General features: G+C 51.8%; 21 protein-coding genes. 12 read left to right on the top strand and 9 right to left on the bottom strand.

The annotated features are described in order from the left end of the window. Positions 1-184: 184 nt before the first annotated feature. From PsAD13_RS14055 to rsmA, 3 genes are read left to right on the top strand one after another with little or no spacing between them, the layout of a single operon-like run. The gene (locus tag PsAD13_RS14055) at positions 185-1,126 is read left to right on the top strand and encodes a SurA N-terminal domain-containing protein (RefSeq protein WP_063318546.1); all 942 of its coding nucleotides are present in this window, start codon (positions 185-187) and stop codon (positions 1,124-1,126) included. A gap of 34 nt (positions 1,127-1,160) precedes the next feature. After that, complete coding sequence (gene pdxA / locus PsAD13_RS14050) at positions 1,161-2,177, top strand: 4-hydroxythreonine-4-phosphate dehydrogenase PdxA (protein ID WP_063304766.1); 1,017 nt, start codon at positions 1,161-1,163, stop codon at positions 2,175-2,177. Continuing rightward, positions 2,177-3,016 carry a 16S rRNA (adenine(1518)-N(6)/adenine(1519)-N(6))-dimethyltransferase RsmA gene (rsmA, locus tag PsAD13_RS14045; protein ID WP_063318545.1) on the top strand — a complete coding sequence of 280 codons (840 nt, stop codon included), beginning with the start codon at positions 2,177-2,179 and terminating at the stop codon, positions 3,014-3,016. The genes pdxA and rsmA overlap by 1 nt, the downstream gene beginning before the upstream one ends. Before the next feature lie 85 nt (positions 3,017-3,101). Here the strand turns inward: rsmA and PsAD13_RS14040 are convergent, their stop codons facing one another. The 8 genes from PsAD13_RS14040 to fabD all read right to left on the bottom strand — a co-directional run bounded on the left by PsAD13_RS14040 (position 3,102) and on the right by fabD (position 11,717). Then, a complete protein-coding gene (locus tag PsAD13_RS14040; RefSeq protein WP_063318544.1) occupies positions 3,102-4,481 on the bottom strand; it encodes a multicopper oxidase family protein in 1,380 nt (459 codons plus the stop codon). Positions 4,482-4,691: 210 nt separating this feature from the next. Beyond that, positions 4,692-5,384: a guanylate kinase gene (gene gmk / locus PsAD13_RS14035; RefSeq protein WP_063318543.1), complete on the bottom strand. Its 693-nt coding sequence runs from the start codon at positions 5,382-5,384 to the stop codon at positions 4,692-4,694. Positions 5,385-5,476: 92 nt separating this feature from the next. Continuing rightward, complete coding sequence (locus tag PsAD13_RS14030) at positions 5,477-6,367, bottom strand: YicC/YloC family endoribonuclease (protein WP_063318542.1); 891 nt, start codon at positions 6,365-6,367, stop codon at positions 5,477-5,479. 245 nt (positions 6,368-6,612) lie between these two features. Beyond that, positions 6,613-7,788, bottom strand: a complete 1,176-nt coding sequence (gene mltG, locus PsAD13_RS14025; protein ID WP_063318541.1) for an endolytic transglycosylase MltG — start codon at positions 7,786-7,788, stop codon at positions 6,613-6,615. A gap of 192 nt (positions 7,789-7,980) precedes the next feature. After that, entirely contained in the window at positions 7,981-9,246 is a 1,266-nt protein-coding gene (fabF, locus tag PsAD13_RS14020) for a beta-ketoacyl-ACP synthase II (RefSeq protein ID WP_057460955.1), read from the bottom strand. Positions 9,247-9,399: 153 nt separating this feature from the next. Beyond that, positions 9,400-9,636, bottom strand: a complete 237-nt coding sequence (locus tag PsAD13_RS14015; protein ID WP_008551920.1) for an acyl carrier protein — start codon at positions 9,634-9,636, stop codon at positions 9,400-9,402. 274 nt (positions 9,637-9,910) lie between these two features. Then, a complete protein-coding gene (gene fabG, locus PsAD13_RS14010; RefSeq protein WP_057460954.1) occupies positions 9,911-10,648 on the bottom strand; it encodes a 3-oxoacyl-[acyl-carrier-protein] reductase in 738 nt (245 codons plus the stop codon). Positions 10,649-10,763: 115 nt separating this feature from the next. After that, on the bottom strand, positions 10,764-11,717 hold the full coding sequence (gene fabD, locus PsAD13_RS14005; protein WP_063304761.1) for an ACP S-malonyltransferase: 954 nt from the start codon (positions 11,715-11,717) through the stop codon (positions 10,764-10,766). A gap of 514 nt (positions 11,718-12,231) precedes the next feature. Here fabD and rpsF point away from each other — a divergent pair. The 9 genes from rpsF (at position 12,232) to PsAD13_RS13960 (ending at position 21,240) form a co-directional block, all read left to right on the top strand. Beyond that, a complete protein-coding gene (gene rpsF, locus PsAD13_RS14000; RefSeq protein WP_057460953.1) occupies positions 12,232-12,672 on the top strand; it encodes a 30S ribosomal protein S6 in 441 nt (146 codons plus the stop codon). A gap of 6 nt (positions 12,673-12,678) precedes the next feature. Beyond that, the gene (gene rpsR / locus PsAD13_RS13995; RefSeq protein ID WP_008552033.1) at positions 12,679-12,924 is read left to right on the top strand and encodes a 30S ribosomal protein S18; all 246 of its coding nucleotides are present in this window, start codon (positions 12,679-12,681) and stop codon (positions 12,922-12,924) included. 150 nt (positions 12,925-13,074) lie between these two features. Further along, positions 13,075-13,692, top strand: coding sequence for a 50S ribosomal protein L9 (gene rplI / locus PsAD13_RS13990; protein ID WP_057460952.1), 618 nt, complete (start codon positions 13,075-13,077; stop codon positions 13,690-13,692). 336 nt (positions 13,693-14,028) lie between these two features. Further along, the gene (locus tag PsAD13_RS13985; protein WP_063296513.1) at positions 14,029-15,516 is read left to right on the top strand and encodes a replicative DNA helicase; all 1,488 of its coding nucleotides are present in this window, start codon (positions 14,029-14,031) and stop codon (positions 15,514-15,516) included. Between the two features lie 135 nt (positions 15,517-15,651). Next, entirely contained in the window at positions 15,652-16,803 is a 1,152-nt protein-coding gene (gene alr, locus PsAD13_RS13980) for an alanine racemase (RefSeq protein ID WP_063318540.1), read from the top strand. A 33-nt stretch (positions 16,804-16,836) separates the two neighbouring features. Beyond that, entirely contained in the window at positions 16,837-18,240 is a 1,404-nt protein-coding gene (radA, locus tag PsAD13_RS13975; protein ID WP_057460949.1) for a DNA repair protein RadA, read from the top strand. A gap of 81 nt (positions 18,241-18,321) precedes the next feature. Next, positions 18,322-18,948 (top strand): CvpA family protein, encoded by a 627-nt coding sequence (locus PsAD13_RS13970; RefSeq protein WP_057460948.1) that lies wholly within the window; start codon positions 18,322-18,324, stop codon positions 18,946-18,948. A gap of 46 nt (positions 18,949-18,994) precedes the next feature. Next, positions 18,995-20,488 (top strand): amidophosphoribosyltransferase, encoded by a 1,494-nt coding sequence (purF, locus tag PsAD13_RS13965; RefSeq protein WP_063288438.1) that lies wholly within the window; start codon positions 18,995-18,997, stop codon positions 20,486-20,488. 5 nt (positions 20,489-20,493) lie between these two features. Beyond that, on the top strand, positions 20,494-21,240 hold the full coding sequence (locus PsAD13_RS13960) for an SDR family NAD(P)-dependent oxidoreductase (protein ID WP_063318539.1): 747 nt from the start codon (positions 20,494-20,496) through the stop codon (positions 21,238-21,240). A gap of 74 nt (positions 21,241-21,314) precedes the next feature. On the opposite strand, the gene PsAD13_RS13955 is transcribed toward PsAD13_RS13960, so the two are convergent. Next, positions 21,315-22,097 carry an inositol monophosphatase family protein gene (locus PsAD13_RS13955; RefSeq protein ID WP_063318538.1) on the bottom strand — a complete coding sequence of 261 codons (783 nt, stop codon included), beginning with the start codon at positions 22,095-22,097 and terminating at the stop codon, positions 21,315-21,317. Positions 22,098-22,242: the final 145 nt, after the last annotated feature.

The raw sequence follows: 22,242 nt of genomic DNA, 5'->3' as shown, positions 1-22,242 counted from the left end.
GGCTGTGCACAGGAAATAGCCAGAGGCATGACAGAATGTCGCCTACATTTGTTATTATTAGTTTGAATAAATTTTTCCGGGCTGCACCCTTCTAATTTGAGTCAAGCTGTGCCAAATATGCACCAGTGCTATCTAGGGAGCGTCCATTGAGGGCAATCGCCTTTGGGACGGAGAGCTTAACAAAATGAAACTTACTCGCTTCTGTGCTTCGCTTGTTGTCGCTGCCAGCATGCTGGCGCCACTTGGTCCGATGCTTACTTCTGCGGAAGCCGCAAGTAAAATCGTTGCTGTCGTCAATGGCCGTCCGATTACCAGTTATGAACTGCAACAGCGGTCAAAGCTTATCACGCTCACCACACGGGCACCGTCCAGCGTTGCCAAAAGGAAAGCTAAGGATGAGCTGATTGATGAAGCGCTGAAGCTTGAGGAAGCAAAGCGGGTCGGAGTTTCAATCGCTGACAAGAAAGTTGATGATGCTTTTGCAACAATCGCACAGCGCGTTAAACTCTCGCCTTCTCAATTCAAGCAAGCGCTTTCTCAAAGCGGCGTTAATCCTCGCACACTGAAAAATCGCCTTCGTGCTGAAATTTCCTGGTCTGAAGTTGTCATGCAGCGTTTTCGCGCGACCGTTCGGATTAATGAGTCAGACGTGATTGCTGCGCTTCAGGGCAAAGAAAACAAAGATGACAATGGCGCGACCAGCGTTGAATACGATCTGCAGCGCATCATTTTTGTCGTTCCTAAGAAGTCCAGCAAGTCCTTCAAAAACAAGCGCGTCACTGAAATGAAGAAGCTTCGAGCCCGCTTCACATCCTGTGAAGAAGGAACGCGCATTGCATCCGGTTTGAATGAAGTCATCGTGCGCCCAATCGGCAAACGCCTTGAAACTGATCTGCCTGCGCCTTTTGTGAAAAAGCTGAATGAGATCTCTATCGGCCGCGTCACAGCGCCTACCCCTGTAGACTCCGGATTTGAGATGATTGCTCTTTGTGGTAAAGAGACAATCAACAGTGATGCGACTGCGCGAAGCACTATTGAGGGCGAGTTGCGGAATAAAAAAGGGCAACAGCTTTCTCGCCGTTACCTTCGCGACCTGCGCTCCAATGCTGTAATCGAGCAGCGCTGATCGCCTGATCAGCAGCAGGAGATGTTTTTTTATTATGCGCAGAGTGAAATTGGCGCTCGCCCTGACAATGGGCGAGCCTGCAGGTATTGGACCTGATATTACGCTTAAAACGTGGAAAGTTCGCTTTGAACAAGCTGTTCAGCCGTTCTACGTCCTATGCGATCCAGAGCTCCTCAAAGCCCGCGCAAAGCATCTCGGATTGAAAATTCCAATCAAAGTGGTGGAACCAGAAGCCGCCTGTGACTGTTTTGATGAGGCACTTCCGGTGGTTCCTCTCTCCGGCCCAGTCCAGGTTAGTCCCGGCGCTCCTTCTGGCACAAATGCTGCTCTTGTCATCGAATCCATCGAGACTGCGGTACGGCATGTGAAGGATGGCAGGGCTTCAGCGGTTGTCACCAACCCTATCTCCAAGAAAATCCTTTATGACGCTGGTTTTCATCATCCGGGTCACACCGAATTTCTTGGCGATCTGGCGAAAACCTACTGGGACAAGGACGTGGAACCAATCATGTTGTTGGCTGGTCCTGAGCTAATGGCTGTTCCGCTTACGGTCCATGTTCCAATAGTGGACGTACCAAAGCTGGTGACGAAGGATCTCATCGTCGACCGTTGCCGGGCCATCAACAAAGACATGATCGAACGGTTTGGCATTGCCTCACCACGTATCGCGATTGCAGGTCTCAACCCTCATGCAGGTGAAGGTGGTGCTATGGGGACGGAAGAGATCGAAACAATTTCTCCAGCTATTGCCCAACTGCGCAGTGAAGGCATAGATGCTCGTGGTCCTTTGCCCGCTGACACCATGTTCCACAGTGAAGCGCTGGATACCTATGATGTGGCTGTGGCCATGTATCATGATCAGGCACTCATTCCTGTCAAAACTCTGGCCTTTGATGAAGCTGTGAATGTGACACTCGGCCTCCCCTATGTGCGCACATCACCTGATCACGGAACCGCATTTTCCATTGCGGGAACGAATAAGGCCTCTCCAAACAGCTTGATGGCTTCCCTGCGCCTTGCAGCAGCCCTCGCACAACCTGAGCTCGTTTAATGGCACAAATTGATGATCTGCCACCTCTGCGTGAGGTGATTGCAGAGCATGGGCTCGATGCCCGCAAATCCCTTGGTCAGAATTTTCTTCTGGACCTCAATCTTACCTCGCGCATCGCCCGCAGTGCTGGAGATCTGAGCAACTGCACCGTTGTTGAAGTTGGCCCAGGCCCCGGCGGTTTGACACGCGCTCTGCTTGCAGCTGGTGCCAAAAAAGTGGTTGCGATTGAGAAAGACACGCGATGCTTGCCTGTGCTTTCTCAGATTTCAGAGCACTACAATGGCAAGCTGGAAGTGATTGAGGGTGATGCCCTCAAGTACAATCCTGCTGAGCTTGCTGACGGCCCGATCAAGATTATTGCTAACCTGCCTTACAATGTGGGTACGCAACTGCTGCTTGGGTGGCTGACAACTGATGAGTGGCCTCCGTTTTGGGACTCTCTGACATTGATGTTCCAGAAAGAAGTCGGGCAGCGCATTGTTGCTGAAACAGGCAATAAAGCCTATGGCCGCCTCGGTGTTTTAGCAAACTGGCGGTGTCATACGGATATACTTTTTGATCTGAACCCAAAGGCTTTCACCCCTCCACCAAAGGTGACGTCCGCTGTTGTGCAACTACACCCGCGCGAGAAGCCTCTGGAGTGCCCTTTGAAGGCGTTGGAGCGAGTAACCGCCCATGCCTTTGGTCAGCGCCGTAAAATGCTCAGAGCAAGCTTAAAAGGCCTTAAGCCAGATGCAGAGGCTCATATCGAAGCTGCCGGCCTCAAGCCAACTGCCCGCGCAGAAGAGATCGATGTGGCCGGCTTCATTGCCTTGGCACATGCTTTTGACAAGGAATAGAGCAAGCTCGTTCAGTTTCTAACATGATAAAGCCCTGAGCTCGGATAAGATCTCAGGGCTTTTGGGTGTCATCGCAGAAGTGATTTTACTCCACGCGCATGAAGGCGGTCATGCCGCTTTCCTGGTGTTCAATGATGTGGCAGTGCATGAGCCAGTCGCCTTCGTAGTCCGGGCGCACGGCGACTTGAACGCGTTCGTCTGGCAGCACGAGCGCGGTGTCGGTCCACCATGGGGCGAGCTGGCGTTTGTTGCTCTTGAGCAGCTGGAAGGTCATACCGTGGATATGGATCGGGTGCGTGTGCGGGGTTCGGTTGATGAACTCAAACACATAAGACTTGTCGCGCTTGAGAACTTCCACCGGATCCAGCGGGCCGCGCTCTGCGCCTTGCCATGCCTCTTTGTTGACCGCCCAGAATGAGAATCCCAGACTTCCGCAGATTGGGTTGGCTGGTCGTTTTTCCGCTGTGGCAGAGAACTCCAGCGGGATATACTTCGCGTTTTTCAGATCAGGCTGCGGGATCGGGTTGGCTGGCAACTGTTTGATCTCACGCAGGTCGCGGTTCAAGGATTGCCCAATCGCTCTCAGTGACAGCACTGGCCATGGGGAGGACGACGAGCAGTTTGTCAGCTCAATTTGCTGCCCTTCTCCATCTGGAATGCGCATTGCGATGTCCGCACGCTGCCCCGGCCCAAGTGCCAGCTTGTTGACAGTAAATGGCTCAACCGGATTACCGTCCATGGCGATAACTTTTGCATCTGTGCCTTGTGGGAAGGACAGTTTGTAAATGCGAGTTACATCAGTGACGCACAGGCGCAGGCGGACAAGAGAACCGGCTTTTACCTCCATAACTGGCGCAGATTGCCAGTTAGAGGTGCGGAGTGTTCCAAACGTCCCTGCCCGCGCGGATTTGCGTGGTTGGAACAATTTAACAAACTGACCATCACTGCCAAGGCGGAAGTCACGCAGGTTCACCGGGATGTCATGATCGAACCCCGGATCTTTATCCTCTTCCACGATCATCAAGCCAGTCATGCCGTAAGATAGCTGTTCCAGCGAGTTGCAGTGCGGGTGATACCAGAATGTACCAGCATCATGTGGTGTGAAGCGATAATCAAAATGATCGTCGGTGTACACGTAGTGCTGGGTCAGGAATGCCACGCCGTCCATATCATTAGGCAGGCGCATGCCGTGCCAGTGGATGGTTGTCGGCTCTTCCAGCTTGTTAATGAGACGGCTATGGAACGGTTGCCCCTGCTTCACGCGCAGGGTTGGCGGCATTGCATTCCCAAAGGTGAACATGTTTTTAGTTGCAGGCGCACCCCTCATCAATTGATGGTCGATGTTGCGTGCAATCATGTCATGCCGTTTTGGAACTGCCCAAAGGCTGGAGGCGCCAGCCAAGCCGCCAGCAACAGCAGCCCCACCAAACAAAGCGCCCTTCAGCGCCTGACGTCGTGTGATCATCGCTCTTTGTCCTCAAGTTCAGCCCGCCTCTGTACTTGGCTGGTCAATGGCTATTCACTCACGACGGCTGCTGTTTTGCAGGGCACTTGCTCTTGCAAATAACGCCCTGCTTGTATCTGGCTCATAATTTGATTCAAGTAGCTAATAGTTTGAATCACAAAACCACGTCAACATTCTGAATTTACAAGATTTTGCATTGTTCTTGTCTGATTATTCAGCAATGGTGGCCTTCAGGTCGGCAATCATACCTTTCATCTTCCCAGAGAGCTTTGGCAGGCGAACCCGTTTCAGACGTTCACTTGCGATGATTGACTGCACTGTTGCAACGGCTTTATCCAGGTCATCATTTACAATGATATAGTCAAACTCCTGCCAACCGGAGACCTCGTTAATCGCTGTCTTCATGCGGCGTTTGATGGCTGCGTTATCGTCATCCCCACGGCCCGTCAGGCGGGCGTGCATTTCTGCGATTGATGGTGGCAAAACGAAGATCGCAACAACGTCGTCTCCAGCCTGTTCCTGCAGTTGGCGCACGCCTGCGATATCAATATCAAACAGGATATCCTTACCTGCGTTCAGACTGGCATCAACCGGTTCACGCGGAGTGCCGTAATAGTTGTCGTGGACCTTGGCCCATTCCAGCAGTTCGTTGGCTTTGATCTTGCGTTCAAAGTCATCAGTTTCCAGAAAGTAATAATGAACGCCATGCTCTTCAGTTGCGCGGCGTTGTCGGGTCGTTGCTGACACAGACAGCGCCAGTTTGTCGTCATCAGCCAGCAGCTTGTTTGCAATCGTTCCCTTCCCCGCTCCGGACGGCGCAGCTAACACCAGCATGAAGCCGCGGCGCGCCTCTTCGATATCCTGAGCTGATACGGTTGTCCCATCTGATTTTTTAGAGGTCATATTGGTTTTGTCTTCTTTTGCTTATCTGCACTTCAAACTTTTGTCTTCATGTTCTGCTGCGAAAACCGATCCCTGACTTTCGCAGCACCGCTTCACTCGATGTTTTGAGTTTGCTCGCGAAGCTGGTCGATCACTGTTTTCAGTTCCAGCCCGATCGCTGTCAGCTCGACGCTGTTGGATTTTGAGCAGAGAGTGTTTGCTTCGCGGTTAAATTCCTGTGCCAAAAAGTCGAGACGCCGTCCGATGGCTCCGCCTTTGACGAGCAGGTCACCAACAGCTTCCACGTGCGCGTAAAGGCGGTCCAGTTCTTCACGGATGTCTGCTTTGGTGGCAAGAACAGCTGCTTCCTGATGTAAGCGCTGAGGATCAAGCTGACTACTTGCCTGAATCAGTTCGTTGACCTGAGCTTCAAGGCGGGCGCGAATGACCTCAGGACTACGGGAGGGCAATTTTTCAGCTTGTTTAGCCAACGCCTCAATGGTATCGACTTGGCCTTTCAGAAGAGTGGCAATTGCGCTACCTTCGCTCCTGCGCATTTCAACAAGCGCGTTCAGTGCTTCATCAAAGGACGACAGAAGAGCCGCAATCTGGGCATTTTTTTCTTCTTCACTTTCTTCAGCCTCTTCAAACTCCAAAACACCTTTGTAGCCCAGAATACCGTCGAGTGTTGGTTCGGGTGCATCAGGCAAGCGATTGCGGAGAATGGATATGGCTTTGAGCACTTGCTCCAGAGCTTCTTCATTCACCACCAGCGCCGAGTCAGACTGCGAACGTTGCATCTGCAGGCCTACAGAGACGTTGCCTCGTTTCAGTTTCGCAGCAAGGCGCTTACGCACTTCCGCTTCTACCCCGTCCAGCCCCTGGGGCAGACGCAAGCGGGCATCCATGCCTTTGCCATTGACGGAACGGAGTTCCCACACCCAGCGTGTCTCTTCATAGCTGCTTTCCACCCGTGCAAAGCCGGTCATGCTCGCCAGTGCCATCCCTTGAAACTCCTCATCTGAACACCGTCTATTCGTTGGCGTTCTCATTCAATATTTGCTGGCCCTGAGCTTACCCGTGAAATTGGTCCATGCCCATGAGGTATGTCGTTGCCCCAGCCTTTGCGCCTAACCTAATCTGAAAACCAATATGCATCTTTCAGGCATGATGCTTGCTTTCAACAAAAAACCTGCCCGGTGTCTCAACTGGGCAGGCTTTTCTCATTTTGTCCTGCAAGGTTTGCAGATCAGTTCTTTTTCTTTTCCGCAGCCTGTTTGGCACGGATCTCTTTTTCAACCTTACGCCAGTTGGCTACATTGCGCTGATGTTGCTTGTAGCTCTCTGCGAAAGCATGGCCACCAGTTCCGTCAGCGACAAAGTAAAGATCCTTTGTACGGGCCGGATTTGCGACAGCTTCCAGAGCTGCTGCACTTGGGTTGCCGATTGGCCCCGGAGGCAGTGCTTTGATCTGATAGGTGTTGTAAGGGTTCCTCTCTTTCAGCATGGAGCGCGTGATCGCAGAGCGGTCTTTTGTCCAGGCATCTCCACCGAACAGGCCATAAAGAATGGTCGGATCAGACTGCAACGGCATACCTTTGCGCAGGCGATTGACGAAGACAGAGGCAACTCGTGGATGCTCATCCACCTTGGAGGTTTCCTTCTCCACGATAGAGGCAAGGATCACGAGTTGTTCTGGCGTATCAATCGGCAGGCCCTGAGAACGCTTTTCCCAGATGCGGGCAATGTGATCATCCATTGCCTTTTCCATCTGCTCAATGATGCGCACCTTTGAGGTTCCACGCGTGAATGTATACGTTTCTGGCAGCAAGGAACCTTCTGCAGGGATTGCAGAGATTTCACCGGTCAGGATCTTATTTGCATTCAAACGGTTGATGATCTGGACACTGCTCCAGCCTTCTGGAAAGGTTACAGAGTGGTACACCGCACGGCCACTCACGAGATCTTCCATAACGGTCTTCATGGAAATCCCAACCGGGAACTCGTACTCACCTGCTTTGATCTTGTTCTCGTTTTTGAACAGGCGGGTGCCAGCTTCAAATACGAGTGAATTGGTAATAACGCCTTCGTCTTCCAGCTTTCCAGCAATTTGCGGCAGGCTCATCCCACTCGCGACAATGAAAATCGTCTCTTCTGTCAGCGGTCCGGTCGCGTCAAACTCTCCCTTACCCCAATAAAGCGCAGCACCGGCAACGATAATGCCGAGCACAGCTATGGAGAGAAGAAAGTTGATGGTGATGACAACTGGATTGCGTGCGTGACGGGAACGCGGTGGAGGTGGTGGTGCAGCTTCTGGCTGAATAGCGCGGCTGGGACTGCGCGGCGCAGATGACCCACCCGGTTGAATATGAAGATCGGATTGATCTTTTGGCCCATTTGAGTTGTCTTCAGGCGATTGAGCCATTGTAACCCTCTATACGGGAGCGCTCTAAGCACTCCATTACTAGCGTATCCCTATCGAAAACCGATGCCCACTTTTCGCAGATACGCTTTAAATACTCATTACAGAGCCTAACCCATTCGGGAGCCGCAATATAAAAGGCCAGATTCCGCCATGCGGAGTCTGGCCCTTTTATTTCTTGATCAAGAAAGCGAGTTATGACTCGACTTTTTTGAGAACCAGAGACGCGTTTGTGCCACCAAAGCCAAATGAGTTAGACAGAGCATAATTAATCTCCATCTTCTTGGCTTTATTAGGGACCAAGTCAATCTCAGTTTCAACTGATGGATTTTCAAGGTTGATCGTTGGTGGAGCAATCTGATCACGGATCGCCAAAGCGGTGAAGATTGCCTCTACTGCGCCAGCGGCACCCAACAGGTGGCCGGTTGCAGATTTGGTGGATGACATGGTCAAAGACCCGGCATCATCACCAGCCAAACGCTCAACTGCACCCAGCTCAATCTCGTCACCCAGAGGTGTTGAGGTGCCGTGTGCGTTGACGTAATCAACATCACCGAGAGAAATGCCAGCGCGTTTCAGCGCAGCTTTCATACAACGGTACCCACCGTCGCCATCGGATGCCGGTGCCGTGATGTGGTATGCATCACCGGACAGACCGTAACCAACAACTTCAGCGTAGATTTTTGCACCGCGCGCAACAGCGTGCTCGTATTCTTCGAGAACAACAACGCCAGAACCGTCGCCCATGACAAAGCCATCACGGTCTTTATCGTAGGGACGAGAACCTTTTTCAGGCTCATCGTTGTAGCCAGTAGACAGTGCTTTACAGGCGTTAAACCCGGCAATTCCCAAACGACAGATTGTGCTCTCAGTGCCGCCAGCAACCATAACGTCTGCATCATCCAATGCGATCAGACGGGCAGCATCGCCAATAGCGTGCGCACCAGTGGAACAAGCTGTAACCACTGAGTGGTTCGGGCCTTTGAGTTTGTGCTTGATGGACACATAACCGCTTGCAAGGTTGATCAAGCGGCCAGGAATAAAGAACGGGCTAACACGACGCGGGCCCTTCTCTTCCATCATAATAGCTGTTTCAGCGATACCCTGAAGACCGCCAATTCCAGACCCAATCAGGGTACCGGAACGGTTCTGCTCTTCTTCGGTTTCTGGATTCCATCCCGAATCTGCAATTGCCTGGTCGGCAGCTGCGACAGCATAAATGATGAAGTCATCTACTTTACGCTGTTCTTTTGGGAGCATGAAATCGTCTGGATTGAAGGTTCCATCGGTTCCATCGCCAAGTGGTACCTGACAGGCGATTTTGGTTTGAAGGTCTTCAATTTCGAAGCCCTCGATGCGCCGTGCACCGCTCTTACCTTCAAGAATTCGCTGCCAAGAGATTTCTGCACTGCTGCCCAGTGGGCTAACCATGCCAATGCCTGTGATAACGACTCGACGCATATTTCCTGCACTTTAATTAGATTGGCGCTGTCAGCCCTTTGTGTCGTACCGGAAGACATAAGTGTCATTCTCTGCGACAGGCATGCAGCTGAAAAGGAAACAGGCGCGGCGAGCGCAAATGACCCACCGCGTGCCTAGCTTTTTGAAACAGGATTAGCCCTGTTTGGATTCGATGAACTTTACAGCATCGCCAACGGACTGAATGGTTTCAGCAGCATCGTCCGGGATTTCAACGCCAAATGCTTCTTCGAAAGCCATTACCAGTTCAACGGTGTCCAGGCTGTCTGCACCAAGATCGTCGATGAAGCTTGCAGATTCAACGACCTTGTCAGCCTCTACGCCGAGGTGTTCGACAACGATCTTCTTTACCTGCTCTGCAACATTGCTCATTTTAAGTCCTCAATTGGTTTTCAAGGTAGTGTTTCGGTCCGCTTCGCGGGGCCTTGTTTCACTCGGCTCCCGTGTTGCATACTCTGGTTCTTTTGAAAAGACGCAACGGCCCATATGTTAAGCCGCTTCCAAAGAAAACCGCAGCTTTTCCGTTCCTCTTTCCAAGAGGTCACTTCTAATCGGCGGGTTCCTAGCACAATTAGCACTGGTTTACCAGCCGCCAGTAGTGATTGCCCCATTTGTAAGAGGATCGGACCGGCTGCGTATTTCTTCGTTAAATCATCGCCATACCGCCATTCACGTGCAGTGTCTGACCGGTAACGTACGCTGCTTCATCACTTGCGAGATAAACAGCTGCACCTGCGATTTCTTCAGCAGTGCCCAAACGACCAGCTGGAACGTTGCCCAGGATCGATTCGCGCTGCTTTTCGTTCAGCTCGTCGGTCATCGCGGTTGAGATGAAACCTGGAGCAATTGTGTTTACGGTGATCTTGCGAGACGCCACTTCCTGCGCCAAAGACTTGGACATGCCGATCATGCCAGCTTTTGCAGCAGAGTAGTTCACCTGACCTGCGTTGCCGGTAACACCAACAACAGAGGTAATTCCGATAATGCGGCCCTGACGGCGCTTCATCATGCCTTTGATTGCAGCACGACAGATGCGGAATGTTGCGGACAGGTTCACTTCAAGAACCTGATCCCATTCTTCGTCCTTCATGCGCATGAAGATGTTGTCACGGGTGATACCAGCGTTGTTCACTAGGATATCGAGAGTGCCCATCATTTCTTCAGCCGCTGGTACAAGCGCATCAACACTGTCACGATCAGACAGGTTTGCTGCTTTAATGTGAACGCGGTCACCCAGATCAGATGCCAGCGCTTCCAGCTTCGCTTCGCGGGTACCGGACAAGGTTACAGTTGCACCTTGCGCGTGAAGAGCGCGTGCAATCGCTTCACCGATACCACCGGTCGCGCCGGTTACGAGAGCGCCTTTACCTTCTAAATTGAACATGCCGTTGGTCTCCTCGGCTTAAAATCCGTTTGAAGAAAGCTCATAGGGAGGAACCATAGGTTCCGTCTATACGCAGTGCAAAATGCGGTGCCTTTGAGCCTTCAAAATCTGTGTATTAGCTTTCGACGCCTTCAAGGCGTGCAACAAGTGCATCAATATCTTCTGCCGTGTTGATCGCAACACCTTCCAGAGATTTGACGACACGGCGCACCATGCCACTGAGAACCTTACCAGTGCCGACTTCAACGAGCGTGGTCACTCCGTTGTCGGCCATCCAGGTTACAGATTCGCGCCAGCGTACAGTTCCAGTCACTTGCTCTACCAGACGAGTGCGGATTTCTTCCGGATCAGTGATTGGTGCAGCAAGAACGTTTGCAACAAGTGGAACAACCGGTGCTTTAATTTCAACTTCAGCCAATGCCTTTGCCATTGCGTCTGCAGCAGGTTGCATCAAGGAGCAATGGAACGGTGCGGAGACCGGAAGCAGAACAGCGCGGCGAGCGCCTTTGCCTTTTGCGATTTCACAAGCACGTTCTACGGCTGCCTTATGGCCAGACACAACAACCTGACCGGTTGCGTTGTCATTGGCTGCCTGACAAACTTCGCCCTGGGCGGCTTCTTGTGCAACTTCCATCGCCTGATCGAAGTCCAGCCCCAGTAGAGCTGCCATTGCGCCCTCACCTACTGGCACTGCTTTTTGCATTGCGTCACCGCGAATGCGCAGCAGACGTGCTGCATCGGCAATGCTCAAAGAGCCCGCTGCAGCCAGTGCAGAGTATTCACCAAGAGAATGGCCTGCTACAAAACTTGCAGCTTTGGAGAGGTCAACGCCTTTTGCCTCAAGCACACGCATGGTGGCGAGACTTACAGCCATCAGAGCTGGCTGAGTGTTTGCAGTGAGGGTCAGCTCGTCTGCCGGACCTTCCCACATGATCTTGGTCAGAGACTGACCGAGAGCTGCATCAACTTCCTCAAATACAGCGCGCGCTTCCGGGAACGTGTCGGCAAGTTCTTTACCCATTCCAACCGTCTGGCTGCCCTGTCCGGGAAATGTAAATGCAATAGTCATTTATAAATAGCTCCGTCGCACTCTATATTGCGTCAATGTGGGCCAATCGCCTCAAATGTGGGTGGTCCACTTTGTATTCCAAGATGGGGCGGCTATAAATTCACCAAATACGTGCAAATTATGACCGCCGCCAAAATTAGTAGCACTGCAGATGCCCTATTGGTCAGCTGCTTGCACCTTCAAGAAACCCAAGGAAAACCTTGGTTGCCTGCGTATTCATCGGGGCGACATGAGCCGCCTTGCACGCGCAATGTCAAGACTGCATCTGGAAAAAAGGTCTTTTTCCCCGATAGTACTTGTCTTTTGTAGGGGATTGGCTATAAAGCCCATCTCGTTTCTGGTATTAGGCCGGAGGCTTAAAGGAAGGCAGCCCTTTGGGGTTGTAGGAGTTGAAAGATATCCGTCTTCCCGTGTCTCCGCTCTTGTGTAAACATCTTCTGGGCCTTTTTCTGAGGGCCGTTCGAAGGGGCTTTGCGCCAATACCGGAATTGTTTAACTCAGAAAGGCAATCCACATGGCGCTCTATGAGCACGTGTTCCTGGCTCGTCAGGACATTTCTACTCAGCAGGTTGAAGCCCTCGTTGAACAGTTCAAAACTGTTCTCGAAGAAAACGGCGGCAAAGTCGGCAAAATCGAAACTTGGGGTCTGCGTACTCTGACTTACCGTATCAACAAGAACCGTAAGGCTCACTACACTCTGATGAATGTAGATGCTCCACACGCGGCTGTTGCTGAAATGGAACGTCAGATGGGCCTGAGCGAAGACATTCTTCGTTTCATGACCATCCGTGTAGAAGAGCTGGACGAAGAACAGTCCGCTATGATGCAGAAGCGTGATCGCGACGACCGTCGTCGTGGTGACCGTAACGATCGTGGTCCACGTCCGGACCGTGGCGATCGCGGTGATCGTGGCCCACGCCCTGATCGTCGTCCTGAAGCACCTGCAGCGGAGTAATTGAAAATGGCTGAATCTTCTTCCGCAGGACGTCGTCCTTTCTTCCGTCGTCGTAAGACCTGCCCATTCTCCGGCGCGAACGCTCCGAAGATTGACTACAAGGACATCCGTCTTCTGCAGCGCTACATCTCTGAGCGCGGCAAGATCGTTCCTTCCCGTATTACCGCAGTATCTGCGAAGAAACAGCGTGAACTGGCTCGTGCCATCAAACGCGCTCGTTTCCTCGGCCTGCTGCCTTTCGTAATCAAGTAAATCTTGGTTATTGGGTCAGGGTGTTTTGCACCCTGGCCTTTTTCATGATCCCGACGTGTCGGGATCACGGTTGAGAGATTGATCGCATCAGCGAGAAGCTCTCTCTAACTGCGGATCACACTTTCCGCAGGACAGCAAAGGAGATATTCCATGAAAGTTATCCTTCTTGAGCGTGTGGCTAAACTTGGCCAGATGGGCGAAACCGTAGCTGTTAAAGACGGTTACGCACGTAACTTCCTGCTGCCTCAGGGCAAAGCACTTCGTGCAAACAAAGCTAACCTTGAACGCTTTGAAAGCGAACGTGTACAGCTTGAAGCTCGTAACCTTGAGCGTAAAACTGAAGCTGAAGCAGTTGGCACAAAGCTGGCTGGCGCAAGCATCGTTGTTATCCGCGCTGCTGGCGAAACTGGTCAGCTCTACGGTTCTGTTGCTACCCGCGATATCGCTGGTGAACTGACCGAAGCAGGCTTCAGCGTTGTTCGCTCCCAGGTTTCCCTGCGCGCGCCAATCAAGACCATCGGTCTGCACGACGTATCCATCGTTCTTCACCCTGAAGTTGAAGTTGAAATCTCTGTTAACGTTGCTCGTTCTGAAGACGAAGCTAACCGTCAGGCAGCAGGCGAAGACCTCACAGGCCGTGAAGAAGACAACTTTGAATTCGACGAAGATCTCGACGAAGACGAAGAGCTGGAAGACGGCGAAGAAAACGCTGAAGAAGCTTCTGACGAAGAAGAAGCTGAAGGCGAAGAAAAAGAAACCGAAGAATAATTTTTCTTCACTTTTCGATGAAAAAGGCAGGGTCTCCGACTCTGCCTTTTTTTATGCACTGATCTTGGCAGAATCGGCAAAGGCCCCGCTGATTCTATTCCTCAAAAAAGAGTTTGTTAATAATTGTAGTTGGGGCGAAAATCCCTGAATACGGCTGATTTTAAACAATTATTCTAAGCTTTTCTCGCGTCTAGAGAGTAGCGACTGTCAATTGGCAACCTGCAATTTTCCCCGCTGATTTAATTTTGTTAAAGAACTGGGCTTAAGGTGCGAAGGCCCCCTTTTCCTGCCCGCCTTAAAGCTGTAACCAAGTTGCCAAGCGGCACGAGGGGCGGAATGAAGGGCACAGTCCAAAAATTAGAGAAGGCTAGTGAGACCATGAGAGTGGTCCCGCATAATGCCGAGGCAGAGCGCCAGCTTCTTGGTGCCATTATGGTAAACAACGAGACCTATTATCGTGTCTCGGAGTTTTTAGAAGCGCGCCATTTTTTCTTAGCTCCCCACAAGGATATCTATGACAAATGCGGAGCGTTGATTAAGGCAGGCAAGATTGCCTCGCCTATTACGCTCAAAACGTTTTTCCCGGCAGATGAGAAGATTGCAGACCTGTCTGCAACTCAGTATCTGCTGCGTCTTGCAGGTGATGCAACTTCTGTGATCAACGCAGAAGACTACGGCAAGACCATTTACGATCTGGCGACTCGCCGTAACCTGATCACCATTGGCGAAGACATGGTGAACATTGCCTATGACGCGCCAATCGACATGCCACCGTCCTCTCAGATTGACGATGCTGAGCGTCGTTTGTTTGAACTGGCGGAGACTGGCCGGTCTGATGGTGGTTTTCAGGACTTTGGCAGTGCACTGACCGAAACTATTGAGATGGCTGCAGCAGCCTTTCAGCGTGAAGGCGCCCTTTCCGGTGTTTCAACAGGTTTGCGTGACCTGGACAAACTCATGGGTGGCTTGCAATCTTCGGATTTGGTCGTTTTGGCTGGTCGTCCTGCGATGGGTAAAACATCGCTGGTTACGAACATCGCTTATAACATTGCTGAAAATTATCAGACTGAAGAGATGCCAGATGGCACTGTTCGGACTGTAAATGGCGGCGTTGTTGGCTTCTTCTCTTTGGAAATGAGTGCCGAACAGCTGGCTACTCGTATTATTTCTGAGCAGACAGAGATTTCTTCCTCCAAGATTCGCCGCGGCGACATCAACGAGATTGAATTTGAGAAGCTGGTTGCGGCAACACAGCATATGCAACACGTTCCACTTCATGTGGATCAAACAGGTGGTATTTCCATCGCGTCCCTCGTTTCCAAAGCCCGACGGCTGAAGAGACAAAAGGGGCTGGATATGATCGTGGTCGACTATATTCAGCTGCTATCTGGTTCCTCCAAGAATCAGGGCAACCGTGTTCAGGAAATTACTGAGATCACCACCAACCTTAAAGCGCTGGCGAAGGAACTTAATGTTCCGATCATCGCGCTGTCCCAGCTCTCTCGTCAGGTTGAAAACCGTGACGACAAACGTCCACAAATGTCTGACCTTCGTGAATCTGGCTCGATCGAGCAGGATGCGGATGTGATCATGTTTGTGTATCGTGAAGAGTATTACATGGGCAAAAAAGAACCGCCTGAAGGCACTCCGGAATACGAAGAATGGAGTGGCAAGATGGAGCAGTTGCGCGGCAAGGCGGAAGTCATTATCGCCAAGCAGCGTCACGGTCCAACTGGCATTGTTGATCTGCAGTTCCAGGGCGAGTTCACTCGCTTCTCCGATCTGGCAGACGACGCCCATATTCCTGACAGAATTATGGAGTAAGGCTGGTTCATCCTACTGAATTAGCGATTGGCCCGGGGTAACGCACATCAGTTGTGCAGTGCTCCGGGTCTTTCTTTTTAAATTCAGATATTTTTTGTAGGTTATTGCGCATTCAAAGAATCTGAGGGCAATCGCGTGACACATTCTGCCGCTCCTACATCTGCCCGCGCAGCTCATTCTGCTGGCGGTGCTGCAAAGCTAACCATCGACCTTACCGCTCTACGCTCGAACTGGTGTTATTTGAATGGCAAGGTGGGTGATGGCTGTACCTGCGCTGTGGTACTCAAGGCCAATGGTTATGGGACTGGTGCTACAGAAGTTGGCAAAACACTTTATCACACCGGAGCCCGTGTCTTTTTTGTCGCGCTTCCTGAAGAAGGAATCGACCTGCGCAAAGAACTGCCACATGCAGAAATCTATGTGCTGAATGGCCTCTTCCGTGGCCGTGAGAAATTCTATTACGATTTCAATCTCAAACCGGTCTTAAACAGTCTTGAGGAAGCAACTGAATGGTCTGCCTTTGCGCAAGGTCTGGATGAAGAACTGTCTGCGGCTTTGCACTTTGATACAGGCATGCATCGTCTGGGCATGTCTATTGAAGATGCGCTGAAGACTGGTGAGTCGCCTCATTTCCTTAAGGGCATCAAGATCGATCTGATCATGAGCCATCTTGCTTGCGCCGATACGCCTGACCACGAGCTCAACGCAAAGCAACTGGATCGTTTCCAGCGGGTTTGTGAGTTGTTTCCGGGCGCCCGCAAATCCTTGAGCAACTCTGCCGGTATTTTCCTGGGAGCTGATTACCACTTCGACATGGTTCGCCCAGGCATTGCGCTTTATGGAGGAAACCCAGTTCCTGACGACAGCAACCCGATGCTTCCGGTTGCACATGTACTGGCGGAAATCATCAGTTTGCGTGAAGTTCCCACTGGCGATCCTGTGGGTTACGGGGCTTCCCGTGTAACACCGCGAAAAAGCCGGATTGCCACCATAAATGCAGGTTATGCGGATGGTTTGCACCGACTGGTTGGCAGCTCTGACGACCAGCCTGACGGCGCACGGGTTTATATCGGCGGGCATTTTGCTCCCATCTTTGGCCGTGTCTCCATGGATATGATTGCAGTTGATGTGACGGATATTCCCGAGGAACATCTGTCACGCGGTGCACCGGTTGAGATTATGGGCGCACATGTAAACGTGGATGAATTGGCAAACTTTGCTCAAACCATCCCATATGAATTGCTGTGTAGCCTTGGAGCACGCTATACACGCCACTATAAACGCTAGCGAGCTAAACACTGGCAGGAACCTGAATTCGATATGGCGAAACGCTCCCTTTCATTTGTCTGCCAGTCTTGTGGGGCAACCACACTCAAATGGGCAGGCCGCTGCGAATCTTGCGGTGAATGGAACACAATTCAGGAAGAGCAAGAGGCCAGCGGCATCGGAGCCGGGCCCAAGACCGCTTCGCGCTCCAAGGGACGTGTTGTTCCACTGGTTGGTCTTTCGGGTGAAACCAAAGACGCTCCGAGAATTATCACAGGCGTGGCCGAGCTGGACCGTGTGACTGGCGGCGGCTTTGTAAAAGGTTCTGCTCTGCTGGTAGGCGGCGATCCCGGTATCGGCAAGTCCACCCTCTTGACGCAAGCCAGCGCACATCTTGCCTATCAAGGGCACAATATCGTTTATATCTCTGGCGAGGAAGCGGTGGATCAGGTGCGTTTGCGTGCAGAACGTCTTGGTTTGCGCGATGCTCCGGTTCAGTTGGCTGCCGAGACAAGCGTTGAAGACATTCTTGCAACTCTGGAAGCCAAGAAGGGTGATGAACGCGCTCATCTTGTGATCCTGGACAGTATCCAGACGCTGTGGACCGAGATGGCCGATTCTCCGCCAGGAACAGTAACGCAGGTTCGAGCTTCTGCGCAGGCTCTGGTCCGCTTTGCCAAAAAAACCGGAACAACGGTTGTTCTTGTTGGTCATGTGACGAAAGACGGCCAGATCGCTGGCCCACGCGTTGTAGAGCACATGGTTGATGCTGTGCTTTATTTTGAAGGTGATAACGCACATCAGTATCGTATTTTGCGTGCCGTGAAGAACCGCTTTGGCCCGACGGATGAAATTGGCGTCTTCGAGATGTCCGACATGGGGCTACGAGAAGTAAAGAATCCCAGTGCTATGTTCCTTAGTGAACGAAGCGCAACTGCTCCAGGTTCAGCCGTGTTTGCCGGGATAGAAGGTACGCGGCCATTGCTGGTCGAAATGCAAGCACTTGTTGCACCCTCCCCCCTTGGCACACCACGCCGAGCGGTGATCGGGTGGGACAGCGCGCGCCTTTCTATGATTTTGGCCGTGCTTGAAGCACGCTGCGGTGTTAAGTTTGCGCAACATGACGTTTATCTGAATGTCGCTGGTGGACTGAGAATTAATGAGCCAGGAGCTGACCTCGCCGTTGCGGCAGCTTTAATCTCATCGCTTAGTGGGGTTGCTCTTCCCCTCGAATGCGTCTATTTCGGCGAAATCAGTCTGTCTGGTGCAGTTCGACCAGTTGCTCAGGCAGCTTCCCGATTAAAGGAAGCTCAGAAGCTTGGATTCGGTCAGGCGGTTATCGCCGACGGGAATATGAAAGAAGGCTCCAATGCTCTCGGTCACGTTAAAGGACTTGAGGAGCTGGGAGATCTGGTAGCAAATATTGTTGCCAGTGCACAGAAAATGGAAAACGCTTAAGGGTTTAACCTAGGCTGATTTTAACCGGCAGGCATTTTTGTTGGTTTGCCTGCCAGTCAAACAAGGGACTTGTGTCGACAGATGCCGATCACACTCTTAGACGGAATTCTACTGGTTATCATGCTGATCTCTGGCGTTCTTGCTATGATTCGCGGGTTCGTACGTGAGGTGCTTTCTATTGCATCATGGGTCGCAGCAGCAGTCGCCGCCTATCTTTTTTATGGCAGCCTGAAACCATTTGTGTTGCAGCACGTAACCAATGACACACTGGCAACTGCCATTGCTGCAGGTGCTGTCTTCCTCGTGACATTAATCGTGGTGAGCTACATCACCATGCGCATTTCAGACTTCGTGCTGGACAGCCGAATTGGCGCGCTCGACAGAACTCTCGGTTTTGTCTTTGGCGCAGCCCGCGGCTTCCTTCTTGTTGTCGTTGCACTGCTGTTCTTTAACTGGTTTGTACCAGAGCCACGCCAACCAAACTGGATCATGGATGCCAAATCCAGACACCTGCTGGTGACCAGTGGTCAAAGTTTGGTTGCCGCACTGCCGGAAGATCCTGAACGCGCAATTATGGACCAGATTCGTAAGCAGGGCGGCACGACCGGCTCTGCAACAGGCGCATCCAGTGATGAAGAAGCCCGTTACTCCCCAAGTGAGCGGCGCGGACTGGACCAGCTGACGGCCTCCGGCGAAGGCCGGAACTAAGCTTAATTTTGATATTTGGCCCAAGTAAGAACCAAGGAGTGATGCCATGAGCAGTGGCGTATCAAACAATTCTGCCGCTTTGAAAGAGCTACAGGCAGATTTTGACGGCGATACCCTGCACGAGGAATGCGGTGTTTTTGGCATTCTTGGACATGATGATGCAGCAGCACTGACCGCTCTGGGGCTTCATGCGCTTCAGCACCGCGGACAGGAAGCTGCAGGCATTGTGACATTTGATGGCGATCAGTTCCGCTCAGAACGTCATATGGGTCTTGTGGGTGATCATTTCACTCAGCAGGAAACCATCGACAACCTGAAGGGTCCGTATGCGATCGGCCATGTGCGCTACTCCACCACTGGTGAAGCTGCACTGCGCAATGTGCAGCCGCTGTTTGCTGAGCTTGATGGTGGCGGGATTGCGATCTGTCATAACGGTAACTTCACCAATGCGATGACCGTGCGCCGTCAGTTGATCAAGGACGGTGCGATCTGCCAGTCCACGTCTGACAGTGAAGTGGTTCTGCAGCTGGTTGCCCGTTCCCGTGAGAAAAAGATCGTAGATCGCTTCATCGAGGCCATCAGCCAGATGGAAGGTGCTTACTCTCTTGTCGCACTTACCCGTAAAAAGCTGATTGGTGCGCGTGACCCTTATGGAATTCGCCCATTGGTTCTTGGCGATCTGAATGGTGCTCCGATTTTTGCAAGTGAAACATGTGCGCTGGACATCATTGGCGCTAAATTCATTCGTGAAGTTGAGAACGGTGAGGTTGTTGTTTGTACACCAGGTGGTATCGAAAGCTACTTCCCATTCGGCAAGCGCCCTTCCCGCCCAGATATCTTTGAGTACATCTACTTCTCCCGCCCGGACAGTGTTTTGAACGGTCATTCCGTTTATGACGTTCGTAAGCGTTTTGGACGTGTGCTGGCGCAGGAAAGCGCCGTTGAAGCAGATGTAATTGTTCCGGTACCAGATTCTGGCGTTCCAGCAGCTCTTGGTTTTGCAGCCGAAAGCGGTGTTCCGTTTGAGCTTGGCATCATCCGCAACCACTATGTGGGCCGCACGTTTATTGAGCCGACACAGCAGATCCGTACGCTTGGTGTTAAGCTCAAACACTCTGCCAACAGAGCGCAGATTGAAGGCAAGCGTGTGGTGCTGGTGGATGACAGCCTTGTACGCGGCACCACCAGTGTGAAAATCGTTCAGATGATCAGAGATGCTGGCGCGAAAGAAGTTCACTTCCGTCTGGCCTCTCCGCCAATCAAATTCTCCGATTACTACGGCATCGATACGCCGGTTCGCGAAAAGCTGCTGGCTGCCAAGTATGATCTTGAAGGCATGCGCAAATACATTGGCGCAGATACCCTTGCCTTCCTGAGCATTGACGGCGTCTACCGTGCCATGGGCCATGAGAATGGCCGTGACAACGAAAACCCGCAGTTCACTGATCACTGCTTTACCGGGGACTATCCGACCCCGCTTACAGATCTGTCTGACGATGTGGACACACGTCAGGCTCCCCGCCTTGTAGAAACTGGTTAAGTTCAATGAGTTCGAAAAGACTTGAAGGTCGTGTTGCTGTTGTCACGGGAGCCTCCCGTGGCATTGGTTATTTTGCTGCAAAAAAGCTTGCTGAAGAAGGTGCGCATATTGTTGCGATCGCACGGACTGTTGGCGGACTGGAAGAACTGGATGACGAGATCCAGAAGGCCGGTAACTCAGCTACGCTTGTGCCAGTTGACCTGACTGATTTCGACGCGATTGACCGTTTGGGCGCTGCTATCTTTGAACGCTGGAAAAAGCTCGACATTCTTGTCGGTAACGCCGGTATTCTCGGCCCGACTTCTCCATTGGGTCATGTGGACCCGAAGAAGTTCGATGACGTGATGAAAATCAACGTGACTGCGAACTGGCGTCTTATTCGTTCGCTTGATCCATTGCTACGTCAGTCCGATGCGGGCCGTACGGTCTTCCTGACCTCAGGAGCACCACACAAGTGTCGTGCCTATTGGGGACCATACTCCATGTCAAAAGCGGCTCTGGAGGCGCTTGTACGCACGTATGTGAACGAAACGCAGAAGACCAGTGTTAAGTCCATGCTCATCAATCCAGGCCCGATGCGGACTGGCATGCGTGCAAAAGCAATGCCGGGCGAAGACCCAATGACACTGCCGCATCCTTCCGAGATCTCTGAGGACATCGTGCGCTTCTGCTTGCCAGAAAGCCAGGAGAATGGTCGCCTCTACGATTTCCCTAGTAAAGAACTGCGGGACTTCGTGCAGCTGACCAGCTAAACGGCATAAGCCTACAAATTCGGAAAAGCCCCGGTGATGAGCCGGGGCTTTTTTATTGCGCTATCTAAGGTACTTTAGATAAAGCACTTATCAGTTAGCGCTTTGGTCTGATCAAATACACCCGGGCAAGCAGCAACAACTTTACAGCCGTTCATGACTGCGTTGGCGACGTCAATTTCCTGACACTTCCCGCCAGCTTCTTCCAAAAGGAGCAGGCCTGCCATGCAGTCCCAGGAGTTCATGTGCTCTTCGATATAGCCGATGAGACGGCCAGAGGCGGCATATGCGAGCATAAGACCACCGGACGCGTTGCGGAAAAAGATCCCACCTTCATCCAGCAGTGCATCAACTGCGCTTTTGACAGCCTGATTGCGCCCGCGAGCACTGAAGCCCAGACCGATTGACCCATTGGACAATGAATCGCTCGTGGACACTTTCATTGGCGTACCGTTGAGTGTTGCCCCTTTGCCTTTTTCAGCTGCAAACAGTTCATCAGCACACGGATCATAAGTGACGCCAATGTATTTCTCGCCATTTTTGACGCAAGCAATGATCACACACCACTGTGGAATGCCGGAGACAAAGTTCGCCGTACCGTCTATCGGGTCGATGATCCAAGTATACTCAGAAGTACCCGGTTTGGGATCACCCTCTTCTCCCACGATGCTGTCATCTGGAAATGCTTCGGCAATAGCTTTGCGGACAAGAATTTCAGTATCGCGATCGGCCTCAGAGACCATGTCCTGATGACCTTTACTCTCAATATTGAGGGTTTCCAAACGCGTAAAATATTCGTGCGCGTAGGCACCAGCGCGCTTAACCAGAGCGTTGGCGAACGTAAAACGGTCTTGTGACATGATAATCCTATTAAATGTAGGGAATGCGGAAAGAGAGCGCGATTAAAAGCAGAATCAGGAAGAATTGCAACTTATTAGCGGCACTGACTGATACTTCTAGAGAAAAATTCAAGTACGCAGCAGTGGTCAGAACCCTGACAGTTCC

Source organism: Pseudovibrio sp. Ad13 (genome assembly GCF_001623225.1).
Taxonomy (GTDB): domain Bacteria; phylum Pseudomonadota; class Alphaproteobacteria; order Rhizobiales; family Stappiaceae; genus Pseudovibrio.
The sequence above is the reverse complement of the archived record's forward strand: the minus strand, read 5'-3'. Positions and strand labels throughout refer to the sequence as shown.